Annotated in this window: 15 protein-coding genes; 7 read left to right on the top strand and 8 right to left on the bottom strand. The window is 38.7% G+C overall.

Annotation, left to right across the window (positions count from 1 at the left end):
- Nucleotides 1–37 precede the first annotated feature (37 nt).
- The gene (locus JL102_RS21375) at nucleotides 38–481 is read right to left on the bottom strand and encodes an acyltransferase (protein WP_202246507.1); all 444 of its coding nucleotides are present in this window, start codon (nucleotides 479–481) and stop codon (nucleotides 38–40) included.
- 89 nt (nucleotides 482–570) lie between these two features.
- Nucleotides 571–1,092 carry a hypothetical protein gene (locus tag JL102_RS21370; RefSeq protein WP_202246506.1) on the bottom strand — a complete coding sequence of 174 codons (522 nt, stop codon included), beginning with the start codon at nucleotides 1,090–1,092 and terminating at the stop codon, nucleotides 571–573.
- 254 nt (nucleotides 1,093–1,346) lie between these two features.
- On the opposite strand from JL102_RS21370, the gene JL102_RS21365 reads away from it, so the two are divergent.
- A complete protein-coding gene (locus JL102_RS21365) occupies nucleotides 1,347–2,759 on the top strand; it encodes an MBL fold metallo-hydrolase (protein ID WP_202246505.1) in 1,413 nt (470 codons plus the stop codon).
- A 48-nt stretch (nucleotides 2,760–2,807) separates the two neighbouring features.
- Entirely contained in the window at nucleotides 2,808–3,449 is a 642-nt protein-coding gene (locus tag JL102_RS21360; RefSeq protein ID WP_237390694.1) for a GreA/GreB family elongation factor, read from the top strand.
- 172 nt (nucleotides 3,450–3,621) lie between these two features.
- On the opposite strand, the gene JL102_RS21355 is transcribed toward JL102_RS21360, so the two are convergent.
- The 4 genes from JL102_RS21355 to JL102_RS21340 form a co-directional block, all read right to left on the bottom strand.
- Complete coding sequence (locus tag JL102_RS21355) at nucleotides 3,622–4,599, bottom strand: Gfo/Idh/MocA family protein (RefSeq protein WP_202246504.1); 978 nt, start codon at nucleotides 4,597–4,599, stop codon at nucleotides 3,622–3,624.
- A gap of 130 nt (nucleotides 4,600–4,729) precedes the next feature.
- A complete protein-coding gene (locus JL102_RS21350; RefSeq protein ID WP_202246503.1) occupies nucleotides 4,730–5,401 on the bottom strand; it encodes a porin family protein in 672 nt (223 codons plus the stop codon).
- A gap of 53 nt (nucleotides 5,402–5,454) precedes the next feature.
- Nucleotides 5,455–5,964, bottom strand: coding sequence for a DUF7738 domain-containing protein (locus tag JL102_RS21345; protein ID WP_202246502.1), 510 nt, complete (start codon nucleotides 5,962–5,964; stop codon nucleotides 5,455–5,457).
- A gap of 276 nt (nucleotides 5,965–6,240) precedes the next feature.
- Nucleotides 6,241–6,858, bottom strand: coding sequence for an arylesterase (locus JL102_RS21340; RefSeq protein WP_237390693.1), 618 nt, complete (start codon nucleotides 6,856–6,858; stop codon nucleotides 6,241–6,243).
- A 128-nt stretch (nucleotides 6,859–6,986) separates the two neighbouring features.
- Here JL102_RS21340 and JL102_RS21335 point away from each other — a divergent pair, with 128 nt between their 5' ends.
- The 3 genes from JL102_RS21335 (at nucleotide 6,987) to JL102_RS21325 (ending at nucleotide 13,563) form a co-directional block, all read left to right on the top strand.
- Complete coding sequence (locus JL102_RS21335) at nucleotides 6,987–7,679, top strand: ABC transporter ATP-binding protein (protein WP_202246500.1); 693 nt, start codon at nucleotides 6,987–6,989, stop codon at nucleotides 7,677–7,679.
- Entirely contained in the window at nucleotides 7,679–10,240 is a 2,562-nt protein-coding gene (locus JL102_RS21330; protein WP_202246499.1) for an ABC transporter permease, read from the top strand. The genes JL102_RS21335 and JL102_RS21330 overlap by 1 nt, the downstream gene beginning before the upstream one ends.
- Nucleotides 10,241–10,311: 71 nt before the next feature.
- The gene (locus JL102_RS21325) at nucleotides 10,312–13,563 is read left to right on the top strand and encodes a DUF7948 domain-containing protein (RefSeq protein WP_202246498.1); all 3,252 of its coding nucleotides are present in this window, start codon (nucleotides 10,312–10,314) and stop codon (nucleotides 13,561–13,563) included.
- Between the two features lie 57 nt (nucleotides 13,564–13,620).
- Here the strand turns inward: JL102_RS21325 and JL102_RS21320 are convergent, their stop codons facing one another.
- Complete coding sequence (locus JL102_RS21320; RefSeq protein ID WP_202246497.1) at nucleotides 13,621–14,514, bottom strand: hypothetical protein; 894 nt, start codon at nucleotides 14,512–14,514, stop codon at nucleotides 13,621–13,623.
- 306 nt (nucleotides 14,515–14,820) lie between these two features.
- Between JL102_RS21320 and JL102_RS21315 the strand changes: the two genes are divergently transcribed.
- A complete protein-coding gene (locus JL102_RS21315) occupies nucleotides 14,821–15,222 on the top strand; it encodes a response regulator (RefSeq protein WP_237390692.1) in 402 nt (133 codons plus the stop codon).
- Nucleotides 15,223–15,267: 45 nt separating this feature from the next.
- Nucleotides 15,268–15,468, top strand: a complete 201-nt coding sequence (locus JL102_RS21310) for a hypothetical protein (protein WP_202246496.1) — start codon at nucleotides 15,268–15,270, stop codon at nucleotides 15,466–15,468.
- A 3-nt stretch (nucleotides 15,469–15,471) separates the two neighbouring features.
- Here the strand turns inward: JL102_RS21310 and JL102_RS21305 are convergent, their stop codons facing one another.
- A complete protein-coding gene (locus JL102_RS21305; RefSeq protein ID WP_202246495.1) occupies nucleotides 15,472–18,369 on the bottom strand; it encodes a triple tyrosine motif-containing protein in 2,898 nt (965 codons plus the stop codon).
- Between the last annotated feature and the right edge of the window lie 10 nt (nucleotides 18,370–18,379).

Genomic DNA, 18,379 nt, shown 5'->3' with positions numbered 1-18,379 from the left:
AAAAAATCTATTAACAGTTGTTTTGCGACTTACTGATTCAATAGTCGACTTTTAGGATTAGATAGGTAGCTAGAAAGCATATAGATATGAAAGCAATGTTGATGGCAGCTCTTGTTAACCAGGTTTGCTTTGAGAAATTATGCTGAAGACTTCGGGTGAGTAATACTATTAGGCTCATAAAGAAAAACCATAAGGTGAAAAACAGAGAGATGTGTTGGCGTAGAAGTGTAGTTACAGCATCATGAATAAGCCCGCAGAATACAAAGGTAAGGATTAAGGCTAAAGAAACAGGCGCGAATTTTTTTAATGGCTTGAAGATGAAATTTCCTAAGTAATACCCAAATATAGGATTCCAGTAATTCCAAAATAGAGAGAAATTACTGGCGCCTAAAGAACGGTACAGGTTGTTTCTAAGAGATTTAGAGCTTCCCATAGCTACTCCATTTCTCCTTTTTACATATTCTGATAAGCTTAATCCCATGTAATTAAACCCACCTCTTTTCAGTATTAGATGAGATATGTTTTAATTAAAACTGCTTAAAACTATAAAATTATTGCTTATCAGAAAATTTATGATTGGCCAGGCCTTACAATGGAAGCCAGGTATTGGTTTTCTTTTAATATTTGGTTTGATTTCCACACACTAGCAAATCCGTAACCTAACCCTGACACGATTATTATTTTCCAGAGTAAACCTGTAAATAATAATATGGGATTTATCAGTAATAGCACCACGTAGAAAGCTAAAGTAAGAAATAAGGGAATGCCTATAGCTACTAACGGACTTTTATAGGTAAGGAATGCGAATATCGTGAAAATTACTCCTAATATAACACTGACTATTATAGCAAACTGTGTTATAGTTCCAGAAAGAGGAGTAAATGGAAATACAATATAAAAGCCACCAATAATAAATAGAATATTTCTCGCTTTTTTTAACTTTTCATAAGACTCTTCAACCTCCCTTTTTTGTATAATCTGTTTAGCTACAAATGAAGCTTGTTCTTTTTCAGTTCCTTTAATAGGATAGCGGCATACGTTGCACTCAGCGGTTTCTTCTGTGGTTTCAGTTTGGCAATATTTACATTTCATGTGTTCTTATTTTGCTTGGTATAATATAATAAAAAATCACATAAAAATCTTACTTAAATTCTGTAATTAAGCTAATTGGATTAATATTGATTTAATTATTAACATATTTGATAGCGGTAATGTGTGGCGGGCTTTATCCCAAGTGAACTTATAAGGATAAGTAATATAAATATGGCTTGTGTGACAAAAGTAACAGTAAAAACAATGGAAGTATCTCATTTTTGTATTGTAAAACGAAATGGAAGGAATCAATTATGAAAGTAGAACAAATATATACGGGATGCCTGGCGCAGGGAGCCTATTATATCACCTCTAAGGGAGAAGCGGTTATTATAGATCCGCTCAGAGAAACGCAGCCTTACCTTGATAGACTTGAACGAGATAATGTAAAGCTCAAATATATTTTTGAAACGCACTTTCATGCCGATTTTGTAAGTGGGCATGTGGATTTGAGTAATGCGACGGGAGCTCCTATTGTGTATGGCCCCAAGGCGCAGCCTGCTTTTGAGGCTATAATCGCAGAAGATCATCAGGTGTTTGAATTGGGAGATGTGACTATAGAGGTTCTACATACCCCGGGGCATACAATGGAAAGCAGCTGCTATCTCTTACGTGATGAACAAGGAAAACCAACCGCTTTGTTTAGTGGAGATACCCTTTTTCTCGGTGATGTCGGTAGACCTGACTTGGCTCAGAAAGCAGCTCATATGACTCAGGAAGAACTAGCGGGATTACTATATGATAGCTTATACAATAAGATAATTACACTACCTGATGATGTTACCGTGTACCCAGCTCATGGAGCAGGTTCTGCCTGTGGTAAAAATATGATGAAGGAAACAGTGGATACTTTGGGCAATCAGAAAAAGGTAAATTATGCGTTGAAACAGCCAGATAAGGCTAGCTTCATTAAAGCCGTAACCGATGGACTTTTACCTCCGCCTGCCTATTTTGGAATGAACGTAGCCATGAATAAAAAAGGGTATGATAGCTTCGAACAGGTGCTTGATAAAGGGTTGAAGACCTTAGAGGTAGCCGAATTTGAAGCAGTAGCAGAGTCTAGCGGAGCTTTAGTGTTAGATACGAGAAGTAATTCTGATTTTGCCAATGGTTTTGTTCCCCAGTCTATAAATATAGGTCTGAAGGGAGATTTTGCCCCTTGGGTAGGTGCTATGATTGTAGATGTAAAGCAGCCTATATTATTGGTTACTGATGAAGGAGCTGAAGAAGAAGCTATTACCCGATTGAGCAGAGTAGGCTTTGATCAGGTGTTAGGATATCTTAAGGGAGGAGTTGAAGCCTGGAAAAAAGCAGGAAAAGAGGTGGATACCGTAAATCGAATTACAGCAGCGCAATTTGCTAAAGAAATTGAAGGCAAGTCTTCCACTGTGATAGATGTTCGTAAGGAGAGTGAATATGCAGCAGAGCATGTGGATGAGGCTTATAATAAGCCATTAGCTTATATCAATGAGTGGCTTAAAGATATAGATGATAACGAGCATTTCTACCTGCACTGCGCAGGAGGCTATAGAAGTATGATTGCGGCCAGTATTTTACAGGCTAGAGGTTATAGAAACTTTTCAGAAGTAGCAGGTGGCTTTGGAGCAATAGCCAAAACAGAGGTGCCAAAAACCGATTTTGTGTGTCAGAGCAAAGTGTTTAGTTAAAATAAAGTAACCTTTTCGGGTTTGTATTGCTCATAGAAGCTTTACGCAATGAATGATTATCTGATTGACAAAAAAGAGGTGTGCTTAGCAAGCCTCTTTTTTGATTTTTATAGTGAGAAGTCTGCATTTGCTATAAAAAACATAAAGCCTTATAATCTGTTTATAAAGCAAAAGAGAAAGAATATGAGTAGAGGGTTTGTAAAAGAAGAAGATCAGGAAGAAATACCCATGGTGCCGCCGCGTGCGGATTTGCCTGCCGGAGCTACTAACTATGTCACCAGAAATGGGATGGATTTGCTGCTTGAAGAAAGAGAAGAGCTGATAAAGGAAAGAGATAATATTGATAGTGTTAATGAAAATGAGAAGCGAATAGCTACCAATTTTATTAATGCTAAGCTAAACTTACTCAATGAGAGGATTAATAGTGCTAAGATAGTTCCGATAGAAGATCAGTATGCCGACGAAGTGAGGTTTGGAGCTACGGTTACTTTAAAGATAAAAGGGGTAAGCAAATTACAGAAATACCAGATAGTGGGGGTTGATGAAGCGGACATCAATAAAGGAAAGATCGCTTTCATATCGCCCATAGCCCGGTTGCTAATAGAAAAGAAAGTAGGAGAGGAAGCCGTTCTTAAACTGGCAAAAGGAGAACGCGTATTTGAAGTGAAGGCGATTAGCTATGATGCCTAACATCTCTTGATTTCTATATAAAACCAAAGATATTGTGTCAAAAGAGAATTAAGTAAGAGTGAGGTACTCGCAATCCTTATTTCCTTGAAACAGAGGCTTTTGAGTACTTCAATGTGACACTCACCAATTCTCGTTACGATTGTTGAAGACGGCCTATTTGTTCATAAACCCCTTATTCGAAAGGATATTTCAAGCCTATAATTGATCTTACCTGATCCATCACTCCAATCAGATCCATGCTTTGTTTTAAGCCCACAGTGGAGCTACTGAGCTTACCTTCCATAAGGCACTGGTTTACCTCTTCTATTTCATAGTTAAAACCCATAGGTTTTCGGGCATCTACAAATTCTTCTGAGCCTTCATCATCATAGCGGTGTAGCTTGGCCGTTTTGGCTTCCCAAAAGTTAGGGATTTTGATATAGCCTTCAGATCCATAGATGTAGCCTTTATTAGGGAATTTGTCAGTGATAGAGCTGGCTAGCTGAGCTATTACACCATTTTCAAACTTAATTTCTATGCTGTTGGTCTCATCTACTCCGGTTTTGCCAATAATGGCATTGGCCATTATGTCTTGTGGTTCAGAATTAGCGAATAGCAGTGCCAGAGCTATAGGATAAATGCCTACATCCAGCAAAGCTCCACCGGCCATATTAGGGTTGAAAAGCCGGTGATCATCGGAGAAAGTGCCGGTGAAACCGAAATCAGCTTTAATCATTTTTACATCTCCTATCTGACCTTCATTTACCCACTGCTTCGCTACCAGTATAGGAGGCAGAAAGTAAGTCCACATAGCCTCCATAAGGAAGGTCCTCTTTTCTTCTGCCTTAGCAAACATGCCTTTAACCATATTAGCGTTTACAGAAATCGGCTTTTCACATAGCACAGCTTTACCGGCTTCTAAACAAGCTAAGGTATTGTCATAATGCAAATGATGTGGAGTGCCTATGTATACAGCATCTATCTGTGGATCTTTCAGTAGAGCTTCGTAGCTGCCGTAAGCTTTAGGGATCTTATAAGCAGTAGCCACTTCATTGGCTCTTTCTATATTTCGGGAAGCTATGGCCTCTAATTGTCCGCCCTCAGCAAAGGGAAAATCATTAAGAAACTTGTGGACAATAGTGCCTGTACCGATTATGCCCCATTTTATCATGTTGGTAGTGGTTTGTTAATAGTAAACAATAGGCCAATTTTTAAACTATTGGCTCATGTAAAGTTATTAAAGTAATTTATGGGATGGTAATAGGTTTGTGTTATTACTTATAAAGTTTGTAGTAGAGCGTTTAAATGGATTTTTTTAGGCCTAAGGTTAACATCACACCATAATGGCGAGCTTTGCTTTCTGAGAAATAGTTGTCATTAGTTATGCTAGTAAGACTATGTTGAAAGGCTACTGAAGTGAATAAATGAATTTCATTACTGAATTGAAGAATGCCTCCTATTTCAGCCATTCCTGCAAGGTCAAACCTACTTGCCTTTTTGGTGATAGTAGTAGTTTTCCCCTCTAGAAGTTCGCCTAACGAAGGTTCTGTAATTTCAGCATATACTAGTATAGAGGGTACTAAGCCCACATTACCAAAGGCTGATATTTTAGTAGCGCCAGATTTATAACCTACTTTGAGAGGAATGGATATATAGTTGTAGTCGTACTCAAAGGTGACCTTCTCTTTGGAGCTACTTCCATTATCACTCATGAAATAAGCATCATTAGTATATCCTCTTTGGTTATAGAGTAAGTCTGCACCAAGGAATATACCAGTGCCCAAATGGTATTCATATCCGACACCGGCAACGAAGCCCTTGCGCGCATCGTTTGGCGAAAATAACCCATCTGACTGTATTTTAGTGATGTTTAGGCCTCCTTTGAGAGATATGAATTGGTCTTGTGCTATGGCTGACCAGGAGATAATAACAAAAAGTAATGTTATAGAAAATTTCCCCTTATTATACGACATAGTTTAAAAGGATTTAGGTGTTTAAATGGCAATTATACTAAAATAAAGTAGGGTTAATGAAACTCAATACTCACTTGAGTAATCTCATCATTTTCAAAACCTAATAAAATTGGGTTTCTGATCTTCTTCGGGTTATTCATGCACATGCGGGGGATAGGGCAGTTTATTCCCAACTCGGCCAGGTTTTCAATGATGATAGCATGAGAACTTTTGTTTATAAAAATATCTCCTACCTTCAGTTCGCCCTCAAAAGAAGTTTCCGGAAAATTCTTATCACCATCCCAGTTATAATTGAAGCCTATAGATAATACATTACCCTCTACCGTGCTTAGCACAATACCGAGCTCTTTATAATGGTATTTTCTTTTACCTGTAGGATAGGCCTTATATAATTCCGGTTCGCCAAGTAATTTCACTATGTCATCGTAGGTAGTGGTGTTGTCTATCTGTTGGCCATTAATCAGTGCCCTGTAGTCTGCAGTGTATTCTACGGTTATGGTTTCCTGTCCATAGCTCTTAAGAGCCAATAGGGCGAAAAATAAGGTGGTGATGGTGAGTTTCATTGGTTTTTGGTTTTATAGAGGAGGTTATGTGTTTCTAGACAAGAATAAAAGTAACAAAAAATTCATCTTGTTATTCAGTAATGGATTTGTTTTCCTTATTATACTTAGCCCTTTATCAATGGAAATGAAAAGTGAAATTGCAAAATCCTCAAGTGAAGGCCATTAAGGTTTTGAGTGTTGCCGCTCAGTTTAGCGGCTCAGAGTTATTTGCAATTTTTCAAATAGTATTAGCGATTTTCAAGTTAGTTTCAGCTGAGGCTTTGTAGAGAGTTGTATCTACAGCACCTCTTTCAAAACCTCCATTACATTATCCGCTACTATTTTGTGACCTTTCACGTTAGGGTGTATGCCGTCAGCCTGATTGAGGTTACTGTCTCCAGCCACATCTTCTAGTAAAAAAGGAATGAGGGTGGCGTTATTTTTCTTAGCAATCTGAGGGAATATTTTCTGAAATTCGGCGCTATATTCCGGCCCCAAGTTAGGAGGTACCATCATGCCGGCAATGACTATTTTCACGTCAGGGTTTTTCTTTCTCACCTTGTCTATTATGCCTTGTAGGTTTTTTCTGGTCTGATCTAGAGGCAAACCTCGCAGTCCATCATTAGCACCAAGCTCCAGCACAAAAATATCTACAGGCTGCTTTAGTATCCAGTCGATTCTAGAGAGGCCGCCAGCAGTAGTTTCTCCACTAAGGCCGGCATTGATCACTTTATAGTTTTTGTTACTGGCTTCCAGCTTGTCTTCTACCAAGGCAGGAAAGGCCTGCTCTTTGGATAAACCATAGCCTGCAGTGAGGCTATCACCAAAAAAAATAATGGTTTTTTGTTCAGTATTAAACGCTGATAAAACAAAAAATCCTGTGATCAGTATATATATAAGTTGTTTCTTGAACATAATCATTGTATTGTCAGTGATGATAAAGCCTGGTACATCAATTATTAAACCAAAAACTAAGGCCGATGAAAGATAACTGCTGTTTGCATGTTTAAACGATCCTATCGTCCGCTTGTTTTAAAAATACTATGTCGAAAATACTAATTGTAGAAAACCTCACAAAATCATTTCAATCTTCCGGTAGAAGCCTCACCGTGCTGGATGATGTCTCTTTCACTGTAGAAGAAGGGGAGAGCCTGGCTATTGTAGGGCCGTCTGGCAGTGGTAAAACCACGCTTTTGGGGCTGTGTGCCGGACTAGATGTTTCTACGTCAGGCTTTGTATCGCTGGCAGAGATGAAACTCAATGCAATGGGAGAAGATGACAGGGCCTATGTCAGGAACCAATTTGTAGGTTTTATATTTCAGAATTTTCAGCTATTGCCTACGCTCACTGCCTTGGAAAATGTAACGGTGCCTTTGGAGCTACGAGGAGAAAAAATATATAAGGAAAAAGGTCGTGAGCTGCTCGATCGTGTAGGGCTGGGCGATAGGATGGATCATTATCCCTCTCAACTTTCAGGAGGAGAACAACAACGTGTGGCTATGGCCAGGGCTTTTATTACTAGTCCTAAAATACTTTTTGCTGATGAGCCCACCGGCAACCTGGATGAGGAAACAGCAGAAAAGGTTACGGAGTTGCTTTTCAATATCAATAAGCAGGAAGGTACCACGCTGGTAATGGTTACTCATAACCTGGAGCTGGCAGCGCATACAGAGCGCATACTTCAGATTAAGGGCGGAAAATTAGTGTCAGACAAGAAGAGTAGTGAGGTTTCTTAATGGAGTATATCATTAAAATCAAAAGGAAAAAGACTCATCCTCTGAAAGATAAATGGGTGTGGAAAATGGCTTATAAAGACGCCAGAAAGAATTTTGGCAGGCTGTTTCTCTTTGTCCTGTCCATAGTGATAGGCATAGCAGCGTTGGTTTCTATTAATTCATTTAATATAAACTTAAAGCGAAATATTGATGATCAGGCTAAGGAACTACTCGGAGCTGATTTAGTAGTGGAGGCTAATAGTGCTTTTGAAGAAGCGCTTGTCGATACCTTTGATTCTATTCCTTCTCAGCAGGCCTCGCAGGCATCTTTAGCCTCTATGGCTATGTTTATGACTAGTAGTCCGGGCACAAGATTGGTGAGAGTAGTGGCGCTTGAAGGAGATTTCCCGTTTTACGGAGACCTAGAAACTTCTCCATCAGACGCCATGCAGCGAATAAAGAGTGGCCGCTACATTATGGTAGATAAAAACCTGGCCAGCCATTATGATGTCAGTTCTGAAGACTCCATCAAGCTAGGTACAGTCACTTTTAAAATAGCAGGAGAGGTAAGTCAGATACCAGGAGGTGGCGGCATTCGTTCTACTTTTACTCCCTCGGTTTATATTTCAAAGCAGTATCTGGATTCAACAGGATTGGTCCAATATGGGAGTAGGGTACGTTATAGCCAGTTTTTTAAATTTAATAGTGAAAAAGAAACTGCTGAGGCGGAAGCTTATTTAAAGCCTATTATTAGGCAGTATGGGCATTCATTTGATACCGTTCAGGAAAAGAAGGAAAGCTTGGGCAAAGGGGTTCAAAATTTATACAGGTTCTTTAATCTTCTGGCCTTTATAGCCTTAATTTTAGGTTGTATAGGCGTAGCCAGCTCAGTACATATATATGTAAAAGAGAAGCGTGCGAGTGTGGCAGTGCTCCGTTGTATTGGCGCCTCAGGTTGGCAAGCCTTTAATATTTTCTTTATTCAAAGCATAGTAGTAGGTATGATCGGTACAGTGCTGGGAATCGTGCTGGGAGTGTCTATTCAGTTTGCATTGCCTCCACTATTGCAGGAGTTTATTCCTCTTGATCTCAGCCTGCAAATCGCATGGGAATCAGTAGCTGAAGGGCTGGTGCTAGGATTTATTATTACAGTTCTGTTTTCAGCTTTGCCGCTCAATGCCGTGCGGTTTGTGCCTCCACTGAGTGTGCTGAGGTCTGGCTTTTCAAGAGAAAATAGCGCCTCACGTTTGAGATGGGTAGTAGTGGTTTGTATTTTGCTTTTTCCATTTGCTTTTGCATCATACCAGTCAGGTAGTTTTCTTATTGGTGGGGCCTTTTTTCTGGGGTTATTAGTGGCTTTTGCATCATTAGCAGGCATGGCTCATTTGCTTATGAAATTGGTGCGTAAATACTTTCCTTCTGGTTGGGGCTTTGTCTGGAGGCAAAGCTTGGCTAACCTTTTCAGGCCAAATAATCAGACCTCGGTTTTAATTGTAGTCATAGGTTTAGGCGTATTTATGATCGCCACACTCAATATTGCGCAGTCTAACCTGCTCAATCAGGTAGAGTTTGTGGGGCAGGAAAATCAATCTAATACTATTCTTTTCGATATTCAGCCTCCGCAAAGAGAAGAGGTGATAAAGCTTACAAAGGAGCATGATTTACCCGTACAGCAGGTAGTTCCTATTGTTACTTGTCGTATTAGTGAGGTAAATGGTAGAACGGTGGCAGAAATAAAAAATGACACTACTGATAATATTAGAAACTGGGCAGTGAATAGAGAATATAGAGTCACTTACCGTGATTCTTTAAGTAGTGCGGAGGAAATAAAAGAAGGATCACCTCAGCACTTTTCTAATGATTCTATCTATGTCACTATTTCTGAGGGTATGCAGGATGATCTGAATGTAAAAATAGGAGATACTATAGTGTTTGATATACAAGGTATCCCTATGAAGACCTACATCAGTGGTATACGTGATGTGGAGTGGCAGAAAGATCCGCCTAATTTTATCTTCGTATTTCCGGCAGGAGTGCTGGAAGAGGCTCCTCAAACTTATGTGCTCACTACTCGTGTAGAAGATGATGGCAAGGCTAATGCTTTTCAACGTGAGTTGGTGACCATGTTTCCTAATATCTCGTTGATAGACCTTCGTTTGATTTTGGCTACCATAGATGAGTTTTTTGGGAAAGTATCTTTTGTGATTCAATTTATGGCCCTTTTTAGCATCCTGACCGGATTGGTAGTATTGGCCGGAGCGGTTATTAATAGTAAATATTTAAGGCTCAAGGAGAATGTTTTGCTAAGAACCATTGGTGCTGCTCAGAAGCAAATAGTAGGTATGACCTTGCTGGAATATGCTTACCTTGGTTTTTTTGCTGGTTTAGTAGGTTTGCTCTTGGCGGTGGCTTCTGGTTGGTTATTAGCGCTTTACTTTTTTAAAGTAGTCTTTCTGCCTAATTTCTTGGAGTTGTTATATATATGGATAGGTGTAATTGTTCTTACTCTGTTAGTAGGGTGGTTCAATACCAGAGATGTTATTAATAAATCACCTTTGGAAGTGTTGAGGAAAGAAGCTTAGGAAACTCTCGCTGAATTCGGTATTTTAATGCCATGAATCTGCGAGTGATCTTAACTATTATAACTCTGTTTTTGGCGATTAATTTATCTGTCACAGCAAGGGATAAACCAGGTATTAGGTTTGTTGAGAATAAAGGGCAGTTTTTAAAAAAATCACTTTATGGAGCTGACATAAGTAACGGTAGAGCCTATTTTGGGAAGTCTGGTTTTTCTTATGTTTTTTGGGATGGAGAAGCCTTTCATAAAAGGCATGCTGGCTATGAAGATGAAAACTATAAGTCAGCAGGTTTTTCAGAAGAAGATAATGGACATGATCATGTAAAAATGCATGTGGTGAATGTCACGTTTAAAAATGCTCATACAGAAAATGTAGAAGCGAAGCATCCTTATTCTACCCACTATAATTATTACTACGGTACTGATTCAAGAAAATGGGTGACTAAGGCTAAGTCCTTTCAAAGCTTATTTTATAATAACATATATGATCAAACCGATATGGAGCTGTACTCTCAAGGCAGCTATCTAAAATATGATTTGATTATAAAGCCAGGCGGCGACCCCAATGCTATAAAGCTGGTGTATTCTGGGATGGATGATATCTACCTGCAGCAGGGTAGTTTGATTTTAGAGACTACAGTAAGTAAAATCGAAGAGTATAAGCCCTATGCCTATCAGGAGGTGGATGGCTTAAAGCAGCAAGTGGTGTGTGAATATGTCCTTGAAGGAAACACGCTTTCTTTTGATTTTCCTTTGGGTTATGATGAAAGTAAGGAGCTTATTATCGATCCTATTTTGATATTTTCTACTTATTCTGGCTCTAATGCAGATAACTGGGGTACCACCGCTACTTATGGTGAAAATGGGAAGCTCTATTCTGGAGGCATAACCCATCATTATAGAAATGATAGATATATGGGCGAATTTCCGGCTACTCCAGGTGCATTTCAAACGGCATGGGGAGGCAATTGGGATATCGCTATTTTGAAATATGACTCCATAGGCAGTAACTTGGAGTATGCGACTTACTTAGGAGGTAGTGGCTCAGAGGTACCTCAAAGCTTAATTATTAATAGCCATGATGAACTGGTGATTTTTGGATCTACCAATTCTACTGATTTTCCAATAACATCGAATGCCTATCAGAATACTTTTCAAGGAGGGAGTCCATTGTATACCATTATGGGAGAGGAGTTTTCTGATGGATCAGATGTATTTGTAGCTAAGCTCAGTAAGGATGGAAGCCGGCTTATGGGTAGTACTTACTTCGGAGGAGATGGCAATGATGGTATAATGCGAGGCTTAAACCCATTGGCACTTAACTATGGTGACTCTCAGCGCGGAGAAGTTTATGTAGATGATAGTGATAATATTTTTATTGGGGGAGTTACGTCATCAACAGACCTGTTTAGCTCAGTGACCACCTTTAATGATAGTTACGGTGGAGGCGAGGTAGATGGCTTTGTGGCCAAGTTCAATGCTGATCTCAGTGGCTTGGTCTGGGGAGGATACCTTGGAGGTAGTGGCTCTGATGCTACCTATTCTTTGAAAGTGAATGATCAGGCGGTATACGCTGCTGGTGGCACTATCAGTGCAGATTTCATTATTAAGGGAGATGGTTTTGTTAAGACTTCTTTTGGAGATGTTGATGGCTGGGTGGCTCGTATTAATCTAGCGGGTGATTTACTTCTTACTACAACTTATCTGGGTACATCAGATTACGATCAGGTATTTATGTTGGATTTTGATAGCCGTGGAGACATTTATGTATTAGGGCAAACGAGAGGAATGTATACTATCACTCCTGGTAAATATGCCAATGGCGGGGGCGGCCAATTTATTCATAAGCTGTCAGCAGACTTATCTACTTCAATCTTTTCAACCATGTTTGGTACTCCTGGTAGGTTTACTCCCAATATATCTCCTACGGCTTTTTTGGTGAATGATTGTAACAATCTGTATGTTGCTGGCTGGGCTAATACTTCTATTCCATCACAGGTGGAAGATAATACTTCTATTTCTAATAATTTAACCCTCACTGTTTCAGGCTTACCCACTACTGCGGATGCGTACAGACAAAGTACTTCAGGGTCAGATTTTTATCTGATGTCTTTAGATGCCGACGCTAGCTCTTTGTTATTCGCTACCTATTTTGGAGGGAGTGCTTCTGCCGTTCATGTAGATGGAGGTACCAGCCGTTTCGATAAAAAGGGAATAGTTTATCAGTCTGTGTGTGCCAGCTGTTATGGAGGTTCTAGTTTTGATGTTACCGCCGGGGCTTGGTCTGTGGTGAATGGAGCAAATTCTGGATGTAATAATGCTGCTTTTAAATATGACTTGGCGTCTTTGAGAGCTGTGGTTCAGACTAACTCACTTGAGCTGAATACCCCGGGTATAACAGAAGTTTGTATGCCCGATCCTATTGTTTTTGAAAATCTGAGTATAGGCGGGGAAATCTATGAGTGGAATTTTGGAGATGGTCAGCAGCTTTCAGTAACTAATACCGAACCTATTCCTCATTATTATAAAAATCCTGGAAAGTATAGAGTTACTCTAAAGGCCATAGATCCTACTACTTGTATTGGAGAGGATGTGATGACTGTGGAGGTGAAGGTGCACCAATCCAACCTTAAGGTAGGGGAGGGGGGAGACATTTGCTCTTACAACAGTTTTAAGCTCACCGCAGAGGGAGGAGTAAGCTATCATTGGTCTACCAAAAATGGCAGTTTCAAGTCTAATGAAGCATCTCCTGTAGTTTCTCCTAATGACACTACCACCTATTGGGTAGATATGATAGATAGTAACGGATGCACTAAATCCGAAAAAGTGACCGTTAATGTAATTCCGGCGCTTGACATTTCCTTTTCTGCAGAGAAAATATATGATTGTTTTTCTAGACCATCATTGAGGTTAAAGAATACCTCTACGAATGGAAATGGATTTATATGGTCTATGGGAGATGATACGCAGCTAAAAGGAGATCAGGTTGATTATTATTATGAAAAGGATGGAGAATATACCGTAAGGCTGAGTGCTATGAACGAATTTTGTATTTATGAAGCCAGTGATAGTTATTCATTTTACGAAATAAAAGTGCCCAATGTGATTACTCCTGGTTTGGAAATGGATAACGATTATTTTGAAATTTTACCTGAAAGTGTGGTTAAATCTCTTCAAATCTATAATCGATGGGGTAAGTTGGTATACGAAACGGATGATTATAAGAATGATTGGCAGGCTAATGGGTTGGTTTCAGGTGTGTATTACTATGAGGCGTCTATAGACCATGAGTACAGGTGCGTGGGCTGGGTGCATGTGATCAAATGATTCAAAAAAAAGGATCGGAAATTTCCGATCCTTTAAGGTTAATTAACATGGTGTATATTATTCTACAATGAAATTTCTAATTTCAGCTACTTTAGAAGTTATATCCTGTAGCGTAGCGTCTGTAAGCGCAAGGTCAGCCCGGTTGTTCTTGATCTGCTCTTCAATATCAAGTTTTTCATAATCAGCTTCTAAAGCTTTTACTTTAGTGCTCAATTCTGCCAATGGGCCACTTTTTTCAAGGGCATCAAGCATTTTTGAAAGATCTTTTACTGATTTCTCTTGCTTTAAAATTACATCAATAAGCGGAGTAAGTACCAGATTCCTCTTGTCTTCAGGAAGTATATCGGTAGGGTAAGTTTTTACCAAACCAGTAGAAATATAAAGACCTTCCACAAAAGATCCAGCAACCACTAACGCTGCTAACTGGTTTCTTTCATCATCTTTTAAGTAAGATTCAGTTTTATCAATAGTAGAGTTAATAAGTATAATTAAAGAGTCTTTTCTGGAAAGATTATTTTCAAATCTACTTAAAAGCTTGCTATCTATAGCTCCTGTAACTCCAAGATTATCAGCTAGTTTTTTAGATGACGCAATGTAAGTAAGTGCATCCTGAGATTTATCATAAGAAACCAAATAACCAATGTCTGTGGCATAAACCCCTAAGTTTAAAGCAGCTTTGTCGTTAGCAGAGGCATAAGAATCAGCTTTATCCTGAGGGTTAACTAATGAGCCGTTATACTCTGCGCCGGTTCTTTCAAGTAAAGTAGGTATTTCTGAAGGGGAAGGTATTTCATAAACAACTTCTTCAATTTGCTCCTTTAATTCGGGTTCTGCAGCTTCAAGTTCTTCAGAAGCATCTTCTGCTTCTTTTTCGGTTTTCTGACCGCATGAGGTCATGCCGAAAATTATTAATACTGATAGAATTGCAGTACCTAATTTTTTGTAATTCATAGTGTTATAGATTAATAGAGATTGAAGTTCAATTTTAATATTTTTTTTGTACGAATAAAACATATGCCTATATTTTTTGATTTATATTGTGGTAATGGCGAAATATTATTCTGTATTATTCCCTATCATAGCTATGTAATAAAAGAGGGTTATTGGTGAATAATAGGAATGGGTAAATATCAAAACTATCAACTATTGAGTAAAAGGAAATTTCATGTGTTATTTGAAATGTTTTTTAATCTTAGTTGCATTGATGTTAGTTAATAAGTAATATCGCTACAAAATTAATGATTTGAGATCCGGAGAATGAATAGTAAGTGTGCGGATATTGTCATGTTAGTAGATGACAATGAAATAGATGTTTTTATCAACCAGAAAGTGATAGAGTTAGATCATTTTTCGGAAAACGTAATTACCTGTTATTCGGGCAGAGAAGCACTCGACTATTTGTCTAAAAAAGAGTCTAATGAATTGCCAAATGTCATATTCCTGGATTTGAACATGCCGGTAATTGATGGTTTCGAATTTTTGGAAGCATTTGCCTCATTTCCTGAGGAAGTAAGGAGAAAAATCACCATTATAGTCCTTACTAGCTCTGATAATGATTACGATAAAGATCGTATAAGCTCTAATGATGATGTGCTTTTATTTCAATCAAAGCCTATAACTGAGGAAAAATTGAATAATATCAGAAAACTCCTTACTTAGGTACTTCTGGCATCTATTTTGTCTGTTTGAGCATAAAGAATAATTATGAAACGACAAGATAGAAGAAACATTAAAGATTTGCAGAAGGACCCTAACGCACTTTTACATATACAGCATGTAAGCGAAGAAGACCCCACTTCAATCTCATCTACGCCTAACTACAGCGCTGAGCAAGCTGCTTATGGGCAAAACCCGCTGAGTTCAGAATTTGTAAATAAAGACAATGGAATGCCAGAAAGGCCATAACCATTACTTTGAAACTATTTTTTCAAGAAATTCAGTAAAGTTAGAGTCGTGCTCCAGATGCAGTTTTTTTCTGATTCTGTAGCGAGCCGTCTCTACCCCGCGAACTGAGATATTGAGTAAAGGAGATATCTCCTTATTACTCAGGTTCATTTTAATAAAGGCACATATGCGTAGCTCTCTTTGGGTTAAATCAGGATATTTATCTTTTAAGTTGGTAAAGAAGTCATGGTGAACTTTTTCGAAATTAGATTCGAATACATTCATGTATTCTTCTCCAATGACATGATCATTAATCTTAGCATACATGCTTTGAAGTTTTTTTCTTGACCCCTCTGTTTTTACCTGACTGCGTAATACTTTAATGTCCTCCTGTATCTCTGAAAAAATTTCCTTTTTCTTTACCAAAAGCATAGTATAGTTAGCTAGCTCTTTGCTTTTATGTATAATATTTTCTTGAAGGATAACCTTATCTCTGCTAATCTTATCCTTTTCAGCTTTTAATTTAAGCTGTGCTACCTCTAGCTCAAGTAGCTTTTTAGCCTTTTGTTCTTCCGCTCTGGCTTTGGCGTTTTCCTTGGCTATTTTCTTTTTTACCCAATTGATAATAAATGCTGTTAATCCTACAGCCATCAAGAAATAGGCAATGGCTGCCCAGGTAGTTTGGTACCACAAGGGTAATATTTCGAAAGATATACTAGCTATATCTCCTTTGGTGCCTATAAGGCTTCTGCTTTTTACTTTAAAGGTATATTTACCCGGCATAAGGTGAGCATATTCTTTGTAAGAGGCTAGTGTCCAGTCAGACCACTTATTGTCTACATCCTCTAGCTTATAACTGTATTGAATATCGGCATCGTTTTGCATTTGAGGTACGGCAAAATCAAAGCGCAGAGTATTCGTGCCATTGGGTAAAACCACTCGTTTGTCTCCATTTAAAGTAAGGCTGTTTTGAGTCTCTTCTTTGTAATATTGGGCCTTGGTAATCATAGTATGAGCTTCCTGGGCACGGTCTTTATAGGTGAGGTCAAATAAATAAAGTCCTCTTTTGGTGCCTAGCATCACTTGGTCTTCACTTACAGGAACAATGCATTCCATACCACGATTAAAGTCGCCTTTAAATCTAAGAAAATAGCCTTTTTCTAACTCATCTGGATATTTTGTAATGAAATAACCGGCCTCGTCATCCTGAATAAACCAGGTTTTATCTTCATGTTCTATGAGGGTGCGTGTATTGTAAGTAGAATCAAGGATCGCATTTAAGGCTTTAAAAGGCTCAAATTGATTACTTCGTTGGTTGTAAGTGAATATACCCTCATCTGTAGTGAAAACAATTTGATTTTGCCACCTGGTCACATTTATGCTATACGGATAATTAAACCCGTTTTGGGTAGTGAAATGCTCTACAGAAGTAACTCTGGTATAACTTTCATCCATTTTTATCCTGAATACTCCCTTAAAGCCATGGCATACCCAGTAGGTGCCTGGAGTTTCTGTTTCTAGAATGTCTCTGGTGGATTCGTCAAAACCTTTAATGCGGTTTTTATATACCCAATGGCCATCTTTTTTCTCTATGACTAACAAGCCGCTATAAGTAGCCGCCAGGAAGGTGTTTTCATCTTCTGAAATAGGGATCGTTTTCCAGATGCCTGTTTCATCTCCAATTTTGTGGGCAAGGCCCTGCTGAAGAACAAAAATACCTTTGTCGTGGCTGGCAAGTAGATCCCCTTTGTGCTTATCTATAGACCATGCTTGCCCCTCTGTGCTAGGTATTTTTTTAAAAATAGGCTTTTGTATATTGACAGAGTTGGAATAGAAAAGCCCCTGATTAGTAGCTAGATATATTTCGTTTTCATTAATGCTTACATCATAAATACTTGCCCCTTCAAATACAGCTGAAATAGGAGAGTTGAAGGTAATATAATCCAGACCACGATTGAGTAACGCCCATAAGTTTCCTTGATGGGTTTGATAAAGGTTAAGCACACTTTTGTCTTGAAGTGAGGGTAAATAATCTTTATTATTTAATATATGGCCTTGCTGATCCATTTTAAGAATACCCTCACTCAAGGTGGCCAAATAATAATAGCCATCTTTGCCCATGATGGCTGATTCCACCTGGTTAGATCCTTTTGTGAAAATTTGACTTAACAGCTCGGAGGAGCCCTTATCTAAGTCGATGTTAAAAATTGTACCTGTCTTGCTCACTCCTAGTACTTCTCGGCTGTTAGTAATAGGAAGCAGTGAGATAAGGTCTTCTTGCTTCATCTGAGCATATGTGAGGCTTTGTTGTAGCTGCATATTATCCAGATTAAGCTTGTAAAGCCCTTCTTTTTGGTCATGAACGTAATAACTGTCGTTAACCACAAAGGATTTTACAAAATAGCTTCTGGAGGGTAACTGAGTTACTTTATTGCCTGAGATAACTATTAGTTTGCCAAAGCTTCTAAAAATGACATTAGACCTTAATATGTGTACTTCCCACAGGTTTTCAATCTTACTATCATTAAATTTTAGTGAGTCAAAAAGTGATTGATAGTAGTAATTACCGCTTTTATCTTTTTTTATAAGTCCGAACTCATTAAAGGCGCCAGCATATACATTGCCCAGTGAGTCAGCAGCAAGGCATCTAATGGAGGAGTTATTAGGTATACTCACCTTATGCCATGTTTCTCCATCGAATATTATGGCTCCATCATTATTACCAAAATAGAGAATGCCGTTATTGTCTTCACATACAGCCCAAAACTGTTGATCAGCCCTGAAGTCTTTTTGGGTGTAGTGTACGATCCCAGGCTTACCTGCTATAGAACTCACCAAGTCCTGAGCTTTAATAGGAGATAAGGTGATCACTAAAAAGCTGAACAAGAGAGTGATCCAATATTTTGAAGTACTTGATAACATGTGCTTTGTG

Origin of the sequence: Fulvivirga sediminis, assembly GCF_016757215.1 — a bacterium.
In the GTDB taxonomy this organism is placed as follows: Bacteria; Bacteroidota; Bacteroidia; order Cytophagales; family Cyclobacteriaceae; genus Fulvivirga; species Fulvivirga sediminis.
The sequence above is the reverse complement of the archived record's forward strand: the minus strand, read 5'-3'. Positions and strand labels throughout refer to the sequence as shown.